This is a genomic window from Streptococcus sp. HMSC078H12 (assembly GCF_001814615.1).
In the GTDB taxonomy this organism is placed as follows: domain Bacteria; phylum Bacillota; class Bacilli; order Lactobacillales; family Streptococcaceae; genus Streptococcus; species Streptococcus salivarius_F.
The window spans coordinates 70627-89399 of the sequence record NZ_KV817339.1; the positions used below are offsets into that span (position 1 = coordinate 70627).

General features: G+C 38.7%; 20 protein-coding genes and 2 pseudogenes. 1 reads left to right on the forward strand and 21 read right to left on the reverse strand.

Annotated elements, in window-relative coordinates:
- Positions 1-795: transcriptional regulator (locus HMPREF2979_RS07015; RefSeq protein WP_070655838.1), on the forward strand; the 795-nt coding region annotated here is incomplete at its 5' end.
- Between the two features lie 104 nt (positions 796-899).
- On the opposite strand, the gene HMPREF2979_RS07020 is transcribed toward HMPREF2979_RS07015, so the two are convergent.
- The 21 genes and pseudogenes from HMPREF2979_RS07020 to HMPREF2979_RS07115 form a co-directional block, all read right to left on the reverse strand.
- On the reverse strand, positions 900-1820 hold the full coding sequence (locus tag HMPREF2979_RS07020) for a hypothetical protein (RefSeq protein ID WP_261787310.1): 921 nt from the start codon (positions 1818-1820) through the stop codon (positions 900-902).
- Positions 1821-2153: 333 nt separating this feature from the next.
- A complete protein-coding gene (locus tag HMPREF2979_RS07025; protein ID WP_049546118.1) occupies positions 2154-2615 on the reverse strand; it encodes a GNAT family N-acetyltransferase in 462 nt (153 codons plus the stop codon).
- A 38-nt stretch (positions 2616-2653) separates the two neighbouring features.
- Entirely contained in the window at positions 2654-3439 is a 786-nt protein-coding gene (locus HMPREF2979_RS07030; protein ID WP_049546119.1) for an ABC transporter permease, read from the reverse strand.
- A 1-nt stretch (position 3440) separates the two neighbouring features.
- On the reverse strand, positions 3441-4259 hold the full coding sequence (locus HMPREF2979_RS07035) for an ABC transporter permease (RefSeq protein ID WP_070655841.1): 819 nt from the start codon (positions 4257-4259) through the stop codon (positions 3441-3443).
- A gap of 1 nt (position 4260) precedes the next feature.
- The gene (locus HMPREF2979_RS07040; RefSeq protein ID WP_070655843.1) at positions 4261-5253 is read right to left on the reverse strand and encodes an ABC transporter ATP-binding protein; all 993 of its coding nucleotides are present in this window, start codon (positions 5251-5253) and stop codon (positions 4261-4263) included.
- Between the two features lie 368 nt (positions 5254-5621).
- Complete coding sequence (locus tag HMPREF2979_RS07045; protein ID WP_070655845.1) at positions 5622-6224, reverse strand: response regulator transcription factor; 603 nt, start codon at positions 6222-6224, stop codon at positions 5622-5624.
- Entirely contained in the window at positions 6221-7303 is a 1083-nt protein-coding gene (locus tag HMPREF2979_RS07050) for a sensor histidine kinase (protein WP_070655847.1), read from the reverse strand. Before HMPREF2979_RS07050 ends, HMPREF2979_RS07045 begins: the two co-directional genes overlap by 4 nt.
- A complete protein-coding gene (locus tag HMPREF2979_RS07055) occupies positions 7296-8033 on the reverse strand; it encodes an ABC transporter permease (protein ID WP_048790069.1) in 738 nt (245 codons plus the stop codon). Before HMPREF2979_RS07055 ends, HMPREF2979_RS07050 begins: the two co-directional genes overlap by 8 nt.
- Positions 8030-8911, reverse strand: a complete 882-nt coding sequence (locus HMPREF2979_RS07060; RefSeq protein ID WP_048790070.1) for an ABC transporter ATP-binding protein — start codon at positions 8909-8911, stop codon at positions 8030-8032. Before HMPREF2979_RS07060 ends, HMPREF2979_RS07055 begins: the two co-directional genes overlap by 4 nt.
- Positions 8904-9083 (reverse strand): hypothetical protein, encoded by a 180-nt coding sequence (locus HMPREF2979_RS07065; RefSeq protein WP_070655849.1) that lies wholly within the window; start codon positions 9081-9083, stop codon positions 8904-8906. Before HMPREF2979_RS07065 ends, HMPREF2979_RS07060 begins: the two co-directional genes overlap by 8 nt.
- 10 nt (positions 9084-9093) lie before the next feature.
- Entirely contained in the window at positions 9094-9303 is a 210-nt protein-coding gene (locus tag HMPREF2979_RS07070) for a hypothetical protein (protein ID WP_048790072.1), read from the reverse strand.
- A gap of 149 nt (positions 9304-9452) precedes the next feature.
- On the reverse strand, positions 9453-9938 hold the full coding sequence (locus tag HMPREF2979_RS07075) for a hypothetical protein (RefSeq protein WP_070655852.1): 486 nt from the start codon (positions 9936-9938) through the stop codon (positions 9453-9455).
- 4 nt (positions 9939-9942) lie between these two features.
- Complete coding sequence (locus tag HMPREF2979_RS07080; RefSeq protein WP_070655854.1) at positions 9943-11301, reverse strand: J domain-containing protein; 1359 nt, start codon at positions 11299-11301, stop codon at positions 9943-9945.
- A 10-nt stretch (positions 11302-11311) separates the two neighbouring features.
- A complete protein-coding gene (locus HMPREF2979_RS07085) occupies positions 11312-13081 on the reverse strand; it encodes an Hsp70 family protein (RefSeq protein ID WP_070655855.1) in 1770 nt (589 codons plus the stop codon).
- 349 nt (positions 13082-13430) lie between these two features.
- Entirely contained in the window at positions 13431-14369 is a 939-nt protein-coding gene (locus HMPREF2979_RS07090; protein WP_070655857.1) for a bile acid:sodium symporter family protein, read from the reverse strand.
- 142 nt (positions 14370-14511) lie between these two features.
- A complete protein-coding gene (locus tag HMPREF2979_RS07095) occupies positions 14512-14961 on the reverse strand; it encodes a cytidine deaminase family protein (RefSeq protein WP_070655859.1) in 450 nt (149 codons plus the stop codon).
- Positions 14962-15084: 123 nt separating this feature from the next.
- Positions 15085-16674 (reverse strand): ATP-binding cassette domain-containing protein, encoded by a 1590-nt coding sequence (locus HMPREF2979_RS07100; RefSeq protein WP_070655861.1) that lies wholly within the window; start codon positions 16672-16674, stop codon positions 15085-15087.
- Positions 16675-16822: 148 nt separating this feature from the next.
- Complete coding sequence (locus HMPREF2979_RS07105) at positions 16823-17227, reverse strand: NUDIX hydrolase (protein ID WP_070655990.1); 405 nt, start codon at positions 17225-17227, stop codon at positions 16823-16825.
- A 160-nt stretch (positions 17228-17387) separates the two neighbouring features.
- Positions 17388-17477: pseudogene (locus HMPREF2979_RS10605) on the reverse strand (carbohydrate kinase); the annotation flags it as partial.
- Positions 17478-17480: 3 nt separating this feature from the next.
- Positions 17481-18305, reverse strand: a complete 825-nt coding sequence (locus HMPREF2979_RS07110) for a phosphate ABC transporter ATPase (protein WP_070655863.1) — start codon at positions 18303-18305, stop codon at positions 17481-17483.
- A 289-nt stretch (positions 18306-18594) separates the two neighbouring features.
- A pseudogene (locus HMPREF2979_RS07115) lies at positions 18595-18765 on the reverse strand (cytidine deaminase); the annotation flags it as partial.
- Positions 18766-18773 lie beyond the last annotated feature (8 nt).

Below are 18773 nucleotides of genomic sequence, written 5' to 3' on the forward strand. Positions count from 1 at the left end.
ATGAGAATTGAGCTAGGTCGTTCTTTACCAACCATTGTCAAACTGCAATACATCAGTGATAAATTGGATGTTTCCCTCAACTATTTGTTAGGTGAAACAAAACTAGACATTCCTGAGGAGTACTATCAGGCTAAATATAAACTCATGAAGTCTCCTGTCTATGGCGACCTCGAACGTATCAAGAAAAAGCTGCAGGACATTGAAGAACTTTATGAAAAATATATTGACATTCTACCAGAGGACGAGCTGCTAACCATTGATATCATTGAAAGAACCCTGAATTTTATCTCTGAAGAGAAGAAAGAAGATCTTGTTGAGATTGTATTTGAAGACTATTTGAATCAGGTATTGAAAAAAGAAGAGTACACCTTGAATGACCTTTTGCTAATTAAATACTATACCTTTCAATGTCAAGTTGGTGACTATGATAAAGAAATTGTTGAAAGTTTTCGATGTAAATTAATTAATCAAGAATTACAAGGGGAAGAGCTAGTTAATGTTGAACTACTGGGGGCATTGTCAACTATAGCTGGAATCTATGTGATGCATCATGATTATAGAAATATGAAAACTATTGTCGATAAAATGCATACTGTTATTGATAAGACCCTACAACATGCTTACAAACCCGCCGTACTCATTTTTGAAGCCAAATATTATCTCTTCTATGAAAACAATAGAGATAAAGCGGCTGAGCTCTATAATACAGCTACCGTACTAGCTGAAGCTTTTGGTGACCAAGTCTTCATCAAAAATCTTAAAATGGAAATAAAAAAAGATTTAAATATAGAATAGAAAATATATCAGCAACATTTTAAACGTGATTTATTCTATAAATAATACCTACCAAAGAAGCATCTGAAGTTAAACTCAGATGCTTTTTGATTAATTCAATTTTTTCACTTAAACTTGCCCTTATCCTTCTTCCCATACCATTCTTCTACTGACTTGCCTTCCCAGTCTCGGTATTCCTCAGGATATTTCCATTTGTAGTAGCCTTGCAGCATATAGGGAAACATGAAATAAATTTCAAAGGCAGCAATTAGTATATTGAACACTAGGAATAAAAATAGAACGCTTAATCCTCCAACCAGACTATCTACATTTCTTATTGAATCCGAAAATATCATACGAAAAATTATCCAGGGTGCTACGACTACTCCACCATACTTGACAATGAATCTAAATACTCTATTAAACACTCTATCGGTCGAACTCTCTATTTCAGTACCACCATATAATAAATTTAGTAATGAGGTAGACTTATCACGTATCATATAAATGATTGTGAATAGAATTAATCCTTCAAAAGCAAACATTCCCACATAGCCAACAAGACCATAAAGTAAATTCATCAAGAAAAGATTAAGTTCAATTAACAGCCATATTATAAAAGAAACCATAAAATGAAACTGACCTCTATAGATTAAAATGAACTGTTGGTTGAATCGCTTTCCTAATATAATCAACAGAATCCATATTGCTAGCCCCATCCAAAATGCCCAGTATGGAAGAAAATTAATTTCGGACAAGCCTACTGTCAAATCACTAGGATTAACATGATAAAATAAATGATTATTTAAAGCAACAATCAACCAATTAGGACCGATTATAAATAAGATCGTCAAAATCACTAACCAAACATACGACTTTAAGGTCCCTCTGTATTTTTCTTTTTTTAGAGCATCCTGATAAATATCCTCTGTATATTTCCCTGAGACGCTATCATCTAATAAATTTAGACTCTCTTCAAAACTGGCTTTAAAGATTGATTTTTTCATTTTTACCTTATCAATAATTCCTTGTGTTTTTTTAGGCACTTCCAATTAATCTCTATTTCGATTGGTTAAATCATAAAGAGCGAGACAGACCTTTTTAGTTTTCTCAGCTAGTGTAGAGTCTGTGTTTAACTGAGCCTCTAGCTATTCTATGGACAAATCAGGATCTATCTGCACGATTGAAAGAATGAGATAACTCTCAAAAAGTTCTTATATTTCTGCTTTAATTCCGTCTGACTGATTGCTTCTCTAGCATACTTTATGACAGCATCAAAATCTCCTGACCTAAGCTTTACGAGTGCCTTGCTCTACCAACTGAGCTAAATTGGCTAACACTTTTATAGTATAGCACTCTCAATTTTTTGTCAGGAAGTTTTAAACGATTTTCTTTATCAAAATCTGGCAAGGATTCTGGGGATCCCATAGTTGAGGAAAAATCTCTAATTTTTTAAAACCAACACTTCGATAAAAGACATTTGTTCGATCATAATCTTTATTAGAGCCTTCTGCTACTGTTTTTACCTGTAGGTAGTCTACTTGTTTGCGTGCTTCACTTTCTAAAGTAGCAAGCAATTGACTCCCAATTCCTCTACCTTGATGAGCTTTTTTTACGCCGAGACAATCAATCTCTGCACACTCTTCACTAGAATAGGACAAGCTTACAAAGCCAAGCAAATCACTCTCCTGATAGGCTGCCCACACTTGCAGGTCCTTGGCTCCTTCGGTGTAGGCTTGCGTGCTTTCAGGTATTCCAAACCATTCTGGCAAATCCTTTAAAACCTCATCAACAACTGCCATTTTTTGATCTTCATCCTTGACTTCTTCAATTGTAAACATCATAAGTTCCTTTCTTGATTTTAGTCTTACTTTCCCCCTTACGAGCCAGCACTTTCGTAGGCATCCAAGCCCCTATCCCAGAGTTTGAGGGAAATGAAAAAGAAGGCAAGGGAAATCAGAATCAAACCACCGATATTAAAGAGCCCATTCTTACCCTGCAAGAAATAACTAGCAGGATAGTAGGCCGTAAAGGCGAAAGGTACAATAAAGCTAATTAACCAACGAAGGAGCGAATTGTAAATAGAAATAGGATACTTGGCAAAATCATTAAACATATAGAAAATGTAAATCATGGCACCTGACTGCTTGGTCCAAAAAGCGATGCTGGCTGTCGCGATTTTTAAAGAAGTGTAAATCAAGGTCGCAAAAGGAATACAAACTAGGAAAAGCAGGAATTTTGGAAGCGTCCAAGCAATGCTTGATACTGTTGTTCCTAATAGAATGCAACCGACCAAAAGTTCCCCCAAGGCATCAATCTGAAAGGTCTCAACGAGGATGTGAAAGAGAGGATTGATAGGACGAGTCAGATACTTGTCAAACTCCCCTTTTCGAACTAGCCGTTGACCTAAAGCCCAGAGATTGTCAAAAAAGAGATGATCTAATCCCTTGGGAATCAAGGAAAATCCATAGATAAAGGCAATCTCTTGAAAAGTCCAACCTTCCAGGGATGGGATATGTTGAAAGATGACATTGAGAAACAAGAGGTTTAGGCCTTGAGTCAGAAAGACTCCCAAGACACCAACCACAAAATCCACCTTGTATTCCATGATTTGCTTGATGTATTGTCTGATAAAAATCAGATGCATGCGTTGATATTTTTTCATACTATCCTCCTTGAATAGTGATAAATGACTGGACTCGTTTCCAAATCAACTGAGACAAGCCCACCATCACTATAAGCCAGAAGAACTGGAGCAAAAGCGCTTGAAGAATCTGACTGGCATCGTATTTCCCAACAATGATCATAACCGGGGTGTAAATCAAGGATGAAAAAGGCAAGAAGGAGAGAATAGCTGAAACCACCTTTGGAAAAAACGTTAAGGGAATTAAACTTCCAGACATAAAGGCCACTATGGAAGTCTTGAGTAGATTGGAACCCCATAAATTTTTAAATACAAAGGCTGAAAATCCAAAGCAGATATTAAAGAAAAAGTTAATCAGATAGGCTAGGGTTAAGCTAAAGAGGTAAAGGACAGTTAATCCCAGCACTCCTACAATACCTTGCCCAGATAAGATTTTCATCAAAACAATGACACTTAAAAATGGCAGTCCAACAGAGATAAAAATCAACCACTTGGAGCCAAGTTCGGTGAAAAGGTAAGAGGCCGCAAAATGCACTGGTCTCAGCAAGCGCATGATAATGGAGCCATCCTTGACCTCCTCCCCAATCATAAAGGAGCTATCAGACCTGGTCAAGAGATTGGTCACAAAACTCATGATGATGTAGAAAGTGATATCTGCCATACTGAAGCCCTGAATCAAAGGCTCCTGGGAGGAGTCAAACACAGCCTTCCAGAGATAAAAGGCCACAAAAGCTCCCATGACATCGCCAATCCGATAGAGAATAAAGTTGACTCGATAGGTAATCAACTCTTGAATCCCTGCATTGATAAAGGGTTTATAACGTCTCCACAATTTAACCATCTTAGAGCTCCTTTCGGTAGAAGCGACGGATAATATCTTCAATATCCGTATCCACCATCTTCAAATCACGGATTTCAAAATCAGACAGGGTTTGCTTGATAATATCAGCTGACTGGTAGCGAGAACTATCGAATTCAATAGTCAGGCTATTTCCTTGTCTATCGATGGTCATATCAGGCAAGCCCTCATAATGAGAGACGAGATGATTTTGACCTGGCGTCAGGTCAAAGGAAAGAGTCTTCATCTTGCCAAAGGTTTCCTTGAGCTGGCTAACCGTTCCATCAAAAATCTCTTGCCCCTTGTCAATCATAAAAATCCGATCACAGAGTTGCTCAATGTCACTCAGATCGTGAGTGGTCAAGAGAATAGTTGTTTCTTCTTCCTGATTAATCTGAGTAATGGCCCGACGAATGTTGTCCTTGACCGACACATCCAAACCAATGGTCGGCTCATCTAAAAAGAGAACCTTGGGATTGTGAAGCAAGGAAGCCGCAATATCCGCCCGCATCCGTTGACCTAGTGAAAGAGTCCGCACAGGATCTTTGATAAATTCCTTCAAATCCAAAACTTCATTCAAAAAGTCCATGCGCTTATGGAAAAGCGAGTCTGGCACATCGTAAATCTCCTTCAAGACCGTGTAGGTCTCTTGCAGTGCCAAATCCCACCATAGCTGGGTGCGTTGTCCGAAAACGACTCCAATATCCTTGACATAATCTTGGCGATTGTCCTGTGGAATCTTGCCGTTAATCCGACAAAAACCCGATGTCGGTTTTAAAATCCCTGTCAGCATTTTGATGGTGGTTGACTTCCCAGCACCATTTGCCCCGATAAATCCTAAAATCTGCCCTTTTGGAACTTCAAAAGTTAAATCCTTGACCGCTTCAAAGGTCTGCTTTTCAGGATGAACAAAGGAGCGCAAAGCTCCCTTCAATCCTGGCTCCTTAACTGTCTTCACAAAATTTTTCTGAAGATGTTGCACTTCTATCATTGCCATATCTATCTCCTACAGTAAAAAATCAACAAACCGTGTCCTCTAAACACAAAAAGCCAATTTCTCATCTCCTAAAATCTGCCTTCTTTATCACAGCAGAAGTCCTCAGTATTACTCTATTATAAAGCAGTTAAAAAAGGAAACCAAGTGTTATTCTCGAAAAAGAGAAAATAGTTTTGATACTTGAAAAAATCAAAACCACCTGTCTAATTCACTAAACAAAATGACACAATTCAATAATTCATCAAAGCCTCTACATATTCCTGTAGAGGCTCATTTCAACTTCTCTCATTCTTGCTTGTGAATGTTTAGATAGATTATAAGCCACAAAAAAGCCACCATATGGTGACTTCATTCTTATCTATTTCTCCTCATCCCAACCAGTCTTTTTCTTTGGCAATGCGGACGGCTTCTGTTCGGTTGCCTGCATCGAGTTTAGTCAGGATGGCTGTCATGTAATTTCGGACAGTTCCATTTGAGAGAAAGAGGCTTTCAGCAATTTCTTGGTTGGTTGAACCTTGGGCAACCATGGCCAAGACTTCTTGTTCACGTTGACTGAGTGGATTATTGTCAAAGGCAACACCTTCAACAAGCTCTGGCGAGTACTCCTTTTGTCCTGCTAGGACGGTATGGATGGTCGCCATGAGGTCACTGATGGAACGTTCTTTGAGCACATAGGCATCCACATGGGCTGCGAGAGCTCGTTTAAAATAGCCTTTTCGTTTGAAGGTGGTCACAATAACAACCTTCGTTTCACTTTGATTGGAACGGATCCACTCAAGGACATCAAGTCCAGTCTTTATTGGCATTTCAATGTCTAAAATAGCTACGTCGACCTCTTCTTTTTCCAAGAGAGCAATGGCTTCTTGGCCATCACTGGCCGCATGGACATCTTCGACATCGTCCTCCAGCATGAGGAGTTGGCAGAGGGCATCCCTCAACATTGACTGGTCTTCGGCAACTAATAATTTCATGCTTTTCCTCCCTCTTTCAAATGTACACGAATAATGGTTGGATGCGATTGAGACAGAATTTCCAAGTCTCCATCTACCAAACTGAGGCGCTCTCTGATACTGTGTAGTTCTTGTCCAGTGACTTCCTCAAAGCCACAACCATCATCCTCAAACTCAAGGACAATACCATGATCACGTCTTAGACGAATCTGACAGCTATCGGCCTGGCTATGTTTGATGACATTATTAGCCAGTTCACGAAGCACCATGGACAAGGTAGACTGACTAACGGGTGACAGGCTGTCTAAATCAAGGCTACTATCCACGGTCAGGACGATATCAGATAGGTCAAAGAGCCGCTCAAGTTCCAGTAGCTCCTCGGCCACCGTTCGGTACTTGAGCTTATTGACAATCTCACGCACCTCATACATGGAGTCTCGGCTAATCTGGTTCAATTCTTCCAGATTCTTTCTAGCAGCTTCATACTGCTCCTTGTCCATCTGTTTCAAAGCCAACTCGGTTTTAAGACTCATCATGGCAAAGGTATGCCCTAAGGTATCGTGCAAGTCACGACCAATACGATTACGTTCATTTTCAGCTGATAGGATATTGATGGTACGGTTGGCTTCTTCCATCTTTCTCTCCTGACGCATACGGTTTTGAAAATAGTACATTCCCAAAGAAAAGAGGGGAATAACCATAGACAGCAGGTGGGTGCTCAAATCGTCTGTCAATAGGAAAGATGATGACGTCAAAATCAAGAGTGTCGCTAGAAAGGATAAGAAGCGATAAGATGATATGCTATCCTCAAAGCGCCAAACGAGAAGATTGACGTTGAAAAAAATAAACCACATCATCCCCCCCTGGAAGGTCAGGGTCATAAAGATAATGTAAGCTAGAGTGTAAAACCACAGAAAGGGAATCCACTTACTATAAGCTTTTTTCAAATACACCATCAGGAGATAAGCTATGGTAAACAGTCCAGTCAAAACTATGGTCCAAACTGGAAAATACCCACCAAAGACTCCCAATACTGGAAAGACAAGGAAAATCAGACTAACAAAATAAGCGAAATCATTTTTCTGGTAAGTTCTAAACATGGTCACTTTCTCTGTAAGATTTAATAAAAAGGGCTAAGCCTGTAGCTATTGTAGCATAGACCAGGATAAAAATGAGTGATTTCCATGAAAATTCCCCTTTTTTCGCAAAATTGACTACCAACTGATTAATATGATAGATGGGTGTCCACTCCGAAATGTGCTGAACCCATTTTGGAAACATGGTAACTGGCATCCAAGAACCACCGATAATAGCAAGTCCTAGAAAGACGATATTTCCGACGATAGCCATGATTTGTTGAGACTTAATTTGGGCAAGGAGCAAGCCAAAGGATAGGAAGACTAGGCTTGACAAGAGTAAAAGAGCCCCTGAACCAAGCCAATGTGATAATGGCATCTTAACATCACGCACAAAAGCTCCCACACAGAAAGTCACTAGGATAGCAACCATAAAATTCATAAGAACTCGAAAGATTTTAGAGAGGTAATAGGATTGAATACTGATTTTTGAATGTTCGATGTAAGTTAACCAGTGATCGGTTTGATCCTCTCTAAGCATGTAGGGGAAGGTAAAGAAACCAAAGCTGGACATAGAAAATCCAGTCATGGTCAACATATAAGACAAGATAAAATCTTTTTGTGACGCTGGGTCAGGACTCATTTCCATACCTGAATACAAGAGGAAGAATCCGACGGGCATTCCGATGGACATGATAAAGACTGGCCAACTGCGCCATGTTTTTATCCATTCGATTTTAAGTAGTGCTTTCATGACTTGTCCTCCCTTGTGCTATCAAATAGGCTATCTAAAAGTGTCTTGTTTTGAATTTCAATATCAGAAATACGACAGCCTTGAGCTTGTAAACTACTCCATACACTTTCAATATCTTTAGTCATAAAGGTGACAACATCACGTTTTTCAGTCACATCATAAATTGCTGCCAGTTTATCAAGACTTGGCGCAAAGCGACTTGCTAAGGTGACTTGTTTTTCCTTTTCCTCGCTACGCATAGCATGTGGCGTAGTATCCCTGATGAGTTTCCCCTGATGAAGGACCAAGATGCGGTCAGCTGTGTGCTCGACTTCTTCGATATAGTGGGACGAATAGAGAATGGTCACACCTGACTTTTTCAGATCATTTATGATTTCCCAAAAGCGTTGGCGTGTCGTAGTGTCCATCCCTGCTGTCGGTTCATCTAAAAAGAGAATGTCAGGCTTGCCAATAAGACAGAGGACAAAGGCAAGAAGACGTTTTTGTCCCCCTGAGAGTTTGTCCGCGAACTGCTGATACTGTTCGTCTTGGAATTGTAAGAGTGCCTGTATCTCTTCTTTAGATAAGCCATTCTCAGAAATATCTTGGAAAAAAGCAATCAGTTCCTTAACTCTTAATTGTGAGGGAATGGTATTTTCTTGAAGGAGAACAGCAATTTGATCTTGTGCTTTACCCTTTTTGCCCTTGATTAAGACTTGACCGCTACTAGCTTTTTTGTCACCAAGAATGCAGGACATTAAGGTCGTTTTACCAGCACCATTTGGCCCAATTAAGGCAAGACAGTCTCCTTGGCCCACCTCAAAGCTAATATGGTCTAAAATTGTTTTTCCTTTGATTTTTTTGACAAGATTTGTGACTTGAAGGATTGCTTCACTCATGTGTGTGATTTCCTTTCTTTTGGTAGAAGGCTAAAAAGACATAACAAGCTGCAACAGACACACCCATGACACTGTAGAGAATATCACTGCTGCCATGAAGTAGGACATAGGCAAAGAGGATGGTCCAAATTACCGCTAGGAGCATGACGCTTAGTATTTTCAATAATTTCATACTGGGCCTCCTAGTTTTTCAATTCTTTAATGACAAGGTCGATAAAACTTTTAGCCATAGTGATAAGAATGTAAGCTGAGATAGACAAGCCAATAATCATCCCCAAATTTGAGAAGATAGCGTCAAAGTTCCCTTTTTCAAAGATGTCAGTAAACATGCTAAGTCCAGCAAAGACAGTTCCGATAACAGCGTAGATAAGGTAAGATGTTTTGATTTTCATGAGATGACCTCTTTCGTTTTTTATTATTTCTAAGTTATGACTAAAGTATATCTTTTTGGTCATTCTCTTTTTAGCACCAGATGTCATGACATGACATGACATTTGTCATGTGACGTAAAAAAGCCGACCTAAGGTCAGCTTTCTATAGTCTAATATCTCTCAGCAAGTTCGTAATAAGTGCGGACGACATGTCCTTTATAATGCACTCTGACTTTCCGTAGCCAAAGGCTATCACCTTTTTCAAGGGTATAGAAGTCATCTCGACTAACGAAAAAGTTACGTTTTGCCTCACCAACTTTAACGACTAGGAAATGATTGGTACTCGTTCTTGGTGCCTTAGCAATTCTCTTTCCAACGATGACACCTACTACCTTTGACCAGTCCTCGCTATAATAGCCCATCTTGGTTAAAATAAATAGAAGAAATTTATCCGTTAGTATCCAAATACCAGCAGAAAGAGCAAGTACGAAAAAAATAAATATTACTGTCACCAAGCCCAGACTACCACTCTCACGTCCACTGTCAAACCAGAGATGCAAACCTTTCTCATTTCCAAAATACAGCAGGGCTAGAAAAATACCTGTAAGGAGGAGAGAGAAGACTCTTTCAATATTTCTCAAAATAAAATCTTTCATGTCTCTACTCCTTTTCTACCGTAGTGTAGCTACCATTTTCACTCTTGATAGCAATATCTGATGACATGGCTACTGATAAAGTAATGGGACCACGAACTTGGCCATCAGTATCTCTGAGTTCCCAATTGCTACCGTCATTGCTTGTGGCTAACCCCTTGTCTTCTTGTCCATTTTCATAAACTGGCAGGACATAAACCTCTGTCACCCCCGGTAGTTCTTGATGCTGTCCTGTCGAGCTGTCCTCAATCACAAAGGTTGAACTAGCTTGGTCATAGACCACTTTCTTTGTATCAGAAATGGGCTTGTCTGATTTTTTAGCCAAATCAGATATGGCTGAAGCTGCCTTATCTACCGTTCCCTGTGAGACCAGTTCATTTCCTGTAAGGCCTGTGATGACCTCTATTTTCTTAGGTTGCGATTTCTGCATCTCTCTGGTGAAAAAGCCATTGGCTAGGAAAAAAATACCACATACCATGACTAGAAAGGATAAGACAATCACCCCTCCACCTGTCCGTGTGGGCTCTGTCACTTCTGTCATTGGACGAAGAGGAGGTCCTTGCCAAGCGGTCTTTTTGTGTCTCTTATCCAAGAGGTCACAAAGGTAGTCTTCCAACAATGCGAAGCCATAATCCTTGGCTAGACTTTCAACCCCTTCTAAGGTCTCATAACTTAGACCACCTCTTTCAAGTATAGCACCAATAGTCTTGGTAAAACGGTAGGCAAAATCCTGATCCTCCAACCAGCCCAAAGCAGCACACTCACTCATATCATCTTTGAGTTTAGAAATAGTCAGAGTATTATATAGGAAATATAGCTCAACAGTCTGAAGAAAACTATCCTGCTTTTCGATAGCTAAATCTTCATTTAGGACAGAATCCTCGCGAGTCCTTGAATGAGGCTCACTATGATTGAACATTTCATGAGTATCTGATAAAGTTAGCTCATCCAACTGCTCCTGTTCTTCTTCCTCAGAGTTCAACTGCTGAACCTCATATTCAGTCACTTGCTCGTCGTTAACTTTTTCAGTTGCATAATCTGTAAGCTCAAGTTCATCAAAACTTTCTTGCCCTTGACCAGACTTGCTACTATCTGGTGCTTGTTTTAAGGAAGCTTCTAGCTGAGAGGCAGACACCATCCCAACCACGCTGCCATCGGTCTGTTTATAGCCTATGACAGCACTCACATCCTCATTTCCAGATTGCGATTTTTGCCAGGCAAGGGCCTCTTGATAAGCCTTTTGCAGGCGTTGGAAATTTTCAGGGTCATCCTCAGGGTGATAGACCTTACTCTGTTTGGCATAGGCTCTCTTGATGTCCTTAAGATTATTGGTTGGTTGAATGCCTAAAATCGACCAAAAATTCATATGTCACCTCCTATCTCCAGAAATTAGGGTCATCAGACCTATCAAAGGGCTCACCATTCTCCTCATGGTCGTCTTTTTCTTGACGGAAAATATCCAAATCATCTAGTGACATGATATTTTCAATGCTATCAAGATAAGCTTGGTAGCGTTTCACGATTTCTTTTCGCTTCTTGATATTGTTAATAGCCAATTGATAGCCTTTTTCAAAATCTTCCATTTGCCACAAAAAATGTAATTGCATCTTATAAGGCATTTCCATAATTAAACGATAGGCCCGCTCAGTCTGCGTTTTAAAGTCGGCCTCAAAGGACAATTGATCAGAGACAAGTTTAATATTCTCAAGGTGCTCACTCTTGTCGACCTCTTCGATTTTACTTTGACTACCGATACGATACGTTTTAGTCTCGCCTGTTGACCCCAGTTTAACTTCTATATAGAGCATGGAATTAATATCGTAAGTAAAGGTGGTCTCAAAAACCTCTGTCTTAGTCGTAGTTCCAGGAACATCGATAACAAACTCATCTAAAAAGAGATTTGCCTCAGGATCAAGCGATTCTCCCTGATAAATCATAAAGCGACATTGTTTCTGTCCCCGACTGGCATAATAATATTTGCTTGCAGAGGTCGGAAGGACAGACAGCTTATTAATGACCTTTGAAAAGATATTTTTATCAAAGTCAGAGTCATAGGCACTGATTCCCAATGAGAAAGGACAAATATCAGTAATTACCAAATCTTTGACCTTCTCCTGACGCTCTTTAACAGCTAAATAAGTCCCCAAACCACGTGCAACCAACTCATCCATATCCTTCAAACGCTTAATAGGAAGATTGAGAAGATTCGTGATGTAGGATTGAACCAAAGGCATCATGCTAGACCCACCGACCAAGATAAAGGCATCCAGCTCATGAGCCCTGTAGCCACTATCACTCACTGCCCTACCAATGACTTTCTTAACACGATCAAGAACAGGTTGAATAATGGACTTAAGCTCAGCTTGAGTGTATTGTTTCATGTAATATTGGTCATCGTAGGTCAAGGAGACTGCAGCTAGTTTTTCCTTTTGTAGCTTGAGTTTGCAACGTTCTGCAGACAAGAGGAGACTAGACTTTTGCTTGGTATCTAGCTTCTCCAAATCAATCCCTTGAGACTGACAAAAATCTTCAGCGATAGCCTTATCAAAGTCACTACCACCCAAAAAATTATCACCTGCAATAGAAACAATTGAAATCACATTATCAAAACAATCAACCACAGAAACATCAAGTGTACCTCCTCCAAAGTCGAAGACGATGAAAGACTCGTCCTTGCCAATCTTGTGACAAGCAATGGCTGCCGCAGAAGGCTCGTTAATCAATCGTTCCACCTTAATGCCCAATCGTTGTCCAATAGCCTTGGTCGCAGAGCGTTGTTTCTCGTTAAAATAAGCCGGCACACTAATGAGCACCTCATCTACTTTTTCACCTAAGTAACTCTCCGCATCAGCTACTAATTGTTTAACCACCAAAGTTGACAAATCAGTTGCCGAGAAAACTTCCCCATCAAGGTAAAAGATTTCATTGTTTCCCATTGAACGTTTAAAGAGTTGAGCCGTATTCTCAGGATCAGTCACTAAGCGTTCCTTCGCAATTTTTCCAACCGTCAAGACATCGTCCGACACATGAACCACGCTGGGCGTCAAATATTCGCCAAAACCATTTGGAATCAGCTCAACCTCACCTTCACGATAGGTAACCGCTAGACTATTAGTCGTCCCCAAATCAATACCAATTGTTGCCATAACATTCTCCTAAACTGCTTTTGTCCTTCCATTATAACATAGTCAAAAACGTCCCTATTCAAGAAGTAAATAAACTATTTCAAATGCGCCATGAACTAAGAAAGTCAGCAAAGAATGACAGATGATTCTCTTTGAGAACGAAGTGAGTATAACTAAGACTTTCCGCTGTGATAAGAAACCCTGAAGAACTTAAACTTCAGGGGTTCGGAAGTTTCGAGACCTTAGACTCGAAACTTAGGCAGGGAACTTCTTTGACGTTGGCTGACGTTCGTCATCACCTAAGGAAAGTCTCGAAAAAGATTCTTTATTAAAAAATAAAAGCCAACCTAAGGTCAGCTTTTCATTTTTCTTATTGATTATTTTTTGAATGGTTCTTCCACCATGATGAGAGGATGGAACCTGAGATATTGTGCCAAATACTAAAGATAGTTGATGGGATCGCAGCTTGTGGCACGAAATATTTCATGGCAAGGGTTGCTCCAAGACTTGAGTCTTGCATCCCCACTTCGAAGGTAATGGCTTTTTGTTGGGGTTCTTCCAAACCAAGGATTTTTGAAAATCCAAAACCAAGGGCATAACCACAAAGATTGTGGAGCATAACGACTGGAATGACAAGGGCTGTCGCTGCTGTGAAAATATTAGCATGGTTAGCAGAAACCACTGCTCCAACAATCAAGAGGATGGCAGCTTGTGAAATCAAAGGCATAATCTTGATGATGGCATCGATTTTCTTACCAAAGATTGAGTGAACAAGCACACCCAAGATGATTGGGACAACCACGATACGCAAGGTACTAAGGAAGAGGCTTTGGGCAGGGACACTCACGTACTGACCAGCCAAGAATGACAAGAGGGTTGGAATCATGAGTGGTGCCAAGAGAGTTGAGAGGGTTTCAATAGAGACATCCAAGGCAACATCCCCACCTGAAAGGAAGGCCATAACACTAGATGAAGTCCCACTTGGACAAGAGCCGACAAGGATAACCCCTGCTGCTGTCGCACCCTTAAGATGGAAAATCATACAAAGTAACCAAGCCAAACCAGGCATGATGACATAGTGGGCAACAGTCCCAAGGACAACTGGAATTGGACGCTTAGCAATACGTTTAAAATCTTCAGTGGTCAAGGTAAGTCCCATACCAAAGAGAATCAAACCAAGTAGATAAGCCGTGTTGGGAATGACCCAACTACTAGTTGTGGGAAGGGCATAGTTAAAGGCCGCCCAAAGGATAACAGCTACAGTAAACCATTTGCTGAGCCATTTACTAAAAGATACAAGTGACTCCATAATGAAACCTTCTTTCTATTTTCACAGAATAGTATAGCACTTTCATTTTGAATTTCAAGGTAAATTTCGAATTTTCTGAAATTAATTCCAAAAAATAAACCCTCACACTTAAGATGTGAGGATTTTGTGATTTCTATAAACGTTAAACCTTGTCTTGCGACTTTTCTTCAAACTGTTGAGCCCGTTCTTCTCCCCACCATAGTGGCAATAATTCGCCCAAAGTAATGGTTTGACGTGTTTTATAGTCAACCATAAACTCCAAGCTACGATTATCGGGATGGAGTTCCATTAGAAATTCTAGACAAGCCCCACAAGGCATACCAGACGGTCCACCATGAGGTGGCTGGTCACGAAAGGCGATAATACGCTTTACCTTGGTCTGACCAGTCTCTTGATACATATTGAAAAGGGCCGCCCTTTCGGCACAAAGATGGAAAACACCACAAGTTCCTTCCATACAAAAGCCAGTGAAGATTTGTCCATCTTCAGCCTCCACCGCAGCCACGACATGCTTAGCATAGACAAAGTCTGAGACTTCCTGTGGCTGATACAAGGCTTGAGCCTGTTCATACATTTTTTGCCAAATATCCATTTTTTCTCCTTTAAACACGATCACTTTCTCTGCTTATAGTTTTCTTCAAACATGCGACTAGGGTTAGACTGGCTAATAGTGTCATAGAACATGTCAAGTTGAGTTTTTAAGAGTGTCATCGTTTTATAAGTCTACAAACTCATTCAAATCTATTATTTCATCAAATTGTTGGATAATTCTATCGGTGTCTACATGTGTGATATAAATAATTAATTTACTCGTTTGTAACAGTCGATTCTCTATTTTTGATAACGTTTCAAGGTCAATACCAGAAGAAAATTCGTCTAAAAATAAGATATCCGTCTTCATCAATAAGGCTCTTGCCAAAGCAACTCTCTTGGCTTCTCCACCTGAAAGTTTTATAGTATCATTTGAAAGCATTAACTCTAAAGACTCTCTATTAGCCCACTTAGATAATTCTACAAATTTCAATGTCTCAAACAGTTCCTCTTCTGGAACATCCTCAGAAAATAGAGTAAGATTATCACGAAGTTTTGCATTGAACATATGAGGGTGTTGGGGTACATAAGCTACATTATCAAAGATACTACTCTCTTTGATACTTTTAACATCAATACCATTAATTTTAACTGTTCCTGTGTAATCGTTATACTCTCGTAGGATTGCTTTTAATAGTGTGGTTTTACCAGTTCCACTCCTCCCTTTTAATAGGTACTTCTTATGCTTATAAAACTGCCCATTAAAAGGGATAGCTTCCGAATTATTTTTAAAACGAAAATTATCAAATGATATAACTTCAATATGTTCCAGAGTATTAAGATTTTCCTCTATAATTTGAAATTCAGTAGAAAGAGTCTCTATAGTTTTCTTACCACTAATAAATTTAGCTAACAAATCAGAAGAAGCATATATTGGGTAAGAAATCCTGACTAATAATTGTGAGAATGCTATTAAACTCCCTAATGTCAGTTGACTATTTATGATTAATAGTCCCCCAATAATCCAACTACCGAAATAAAGAACATTTGAAAACAGCTGATTTAAACTGACAACAACATATTGAGATCTTTCAACATTTGTTTGGCGTTTAAGTAATTTTAAAGTTTGAATATCAAAGACTCTATTAATGTCAAAACTCTTGTTGGCAATTTTCCAATCAGGTATACCTTCGATAAGATCTTGAATAGCTGATACTGAAGTATTAGTAGTGTCAATTAACTCTTCTTGTTTCTTTTCTAAAGGAGTTTTAAAGAGTATAGCTACAAAAAGATTTGGTAAGCTTAAAATCAGAGTTAAAGTTGCTAATAAAGGATTAAGATAGAGAGAAACAATTATAGCAATAATTAATTGGCAGATTAAGTAGCCACCCCAGTATATGGAATAAAAATAATTAAATTCAATTTGATCTATTTGAGTAGTTAATGAGGCTAGAAGTTTGTCATTTTTATTTCCTGTAAGTAACTCTAAAGGTGTTTTTTGAATACCTTGGAAAATAACATTCCTATAAGCATATGCAGATTTCTTACTAATGATTGCTGTCAGTGATTGTTGAAGATAGTAGATAAGTGTTTGAATCAACAAGAACACAACTACAAAAATAGATGTAACAACATAGCGCCCCACTCCAAGTTTGATAGAGTCAATAATTAGTTGCATCAAATAGGCTTCACTTACCATTGCAATAGACAATAAGATAGTAAGTATTGAATATACTCGGATATCTTTTTTAACAACTTGATAAACAGATTTCATTAATCTCTCCTTTTAACATGTCAGAAAAATCAAATATTTCAATAAATAATAACATATAATTTTTTAGAAGTTTATTATTCAAAAATGACGCTAAGTATAAAGCAATTCATTGCTTTAATTACTTTCAATTTTTTTCGTTTCTAAATGACTATTTCATAATATCATATAAGTATGGTACTATACTTTCCCCGTCTAAATCAGCTAAATTTTTTATCCACTTATACTCCACATGTTCTTCTGGATCTAATTTAATATTGATATTTTCATTTTGAAGTAAGTTGGCACTATAGACAAGTCTTGTAAATATCTTATTATTATCTATATTACTATCTTCGTGAATAATGTTTTCTAATGAAATAACTAGGCCAACTTCCTCTTGACACTCCCTGATTGCGGCTTGTCTAGGAAGCTCCCCATCTTCTACACTCCCACCTGGAATATCCCAATAAGAGGGATAATAATTTTTTTCTCCTCGTTTAATATCACTACGTTTTATTACAAGATATTTATTTTTAAACATTATCAAACTATGTGCTATTAATTTATTTTCCATTAATTTTCTTTCCTTTCTCTTGTTCTGTAATTGATACTTCTTAATAATCGTTTTCATGTAATTGAACAATAGTTTCCTTGAACTCTTTAGTATATTTTTGGCTCATTTAGACATCTCCTTTGGTTAGATACTATTCTACAAAAACGTGTCCTTAAAATCATACTAACATCAGACCATTGTCTCCCTTATGACTAGAGCGAGGACGCTCGATGATCACTTTTTTCAGTAGAACTTGATCAATCTCTTTCATACACTACTCCTTCAACTTATCCTTGCCATGTAGCACTTGAATAACCTTCGTAGTCCAAGCCTGCAACCCTTCTCCCTCATAGTCTAGGTAAATCACTCTATCTTGTAATTGACTAGGAATCAAACATTCAAAACAAGCCTTATCTTTCGAAGGAATAATACACAAATAAAGAAAGGTATCCAAATCTAAACTATCTCTTACCTTCGCAACGTGATAGCCATCAAAAATATAACCTGGTGCTTGAATTAATTCTTCATACAGGAAATGAAAACTAACGCCAGGAATGAACTTTTCTTGCAATTCTTTCTCTGAAGGTGCCCGTTCTAACAAACGCTCCATAGCGAGTCGGTAACCCGAAGTCGTATTAGACCATCCAAACATGATATAGTCAAAATAGTCTGCTGGATCAGAAGCTGCATTACGACTATCTGTAACTAGCTCAGCCCCACTTTTACCAAATACTTTAACCGCTGACATGAGTTTTCCAGTCTGAAAAATAGTCTGAGCCACCTCAACTGTACAAGTATGACTACAATAATCTGAAGTAACCAACTTTTTCTGGATATCATAGGTAGAAGCTACAATCTGATGACTTGGTCTGTATGGAGGAAAATAGCTATGCTTTTTCAAGTAATCATGAATTTGTATAGTTAATTCATGATCCTCACATTCCACAATGGTCTGACGATGATGGTCCTGTTCATAAGCAATAAACTTTGCTAGCTTCTCCAATTCCCATTCTTGAATTTGAGGATAATTTTCAAGAGCAAATTGATACGTCCCATCCCACTGAAGACTATAATCTGCATTACAAACTTTTACAATCATGGTCCTTCTCCTTAAATTCTCTTACTTTTATTGTACACCTCACTACCCAATTTAAAAAGGAGAAGAATATACTGTCTTCTCCTTTTTTATAATGATCAGCCTTTTAAGAATGATAAGTTATGAATCATAATTCTTCCTTACGCTTGGAATTCTGTCAATATTTTGGACACATTTTTAAGAAGTATATTTTCTTGATCTCGTTGGCTTGGTTGGTGACTTTTAAAGGAGTAGTAGCTAGACCATGAAACTTGGAATAACGACACATCACCTTGATAAAAAACTAGTGACTAGCACATAGATGGAAAACACCACACGTTCCTTCCATACAAAAGCCCGTGAAAATTTGCCCATCTCCAGCCTCAACGGCAGCCACAACGTGTCTAGCATAGACAAAGTCTGAGACTTCCTGTGGCTGATACAAGGCTTGAGCCTTTTCATACATTTTCTGCCAGATATCCATTATTTCTC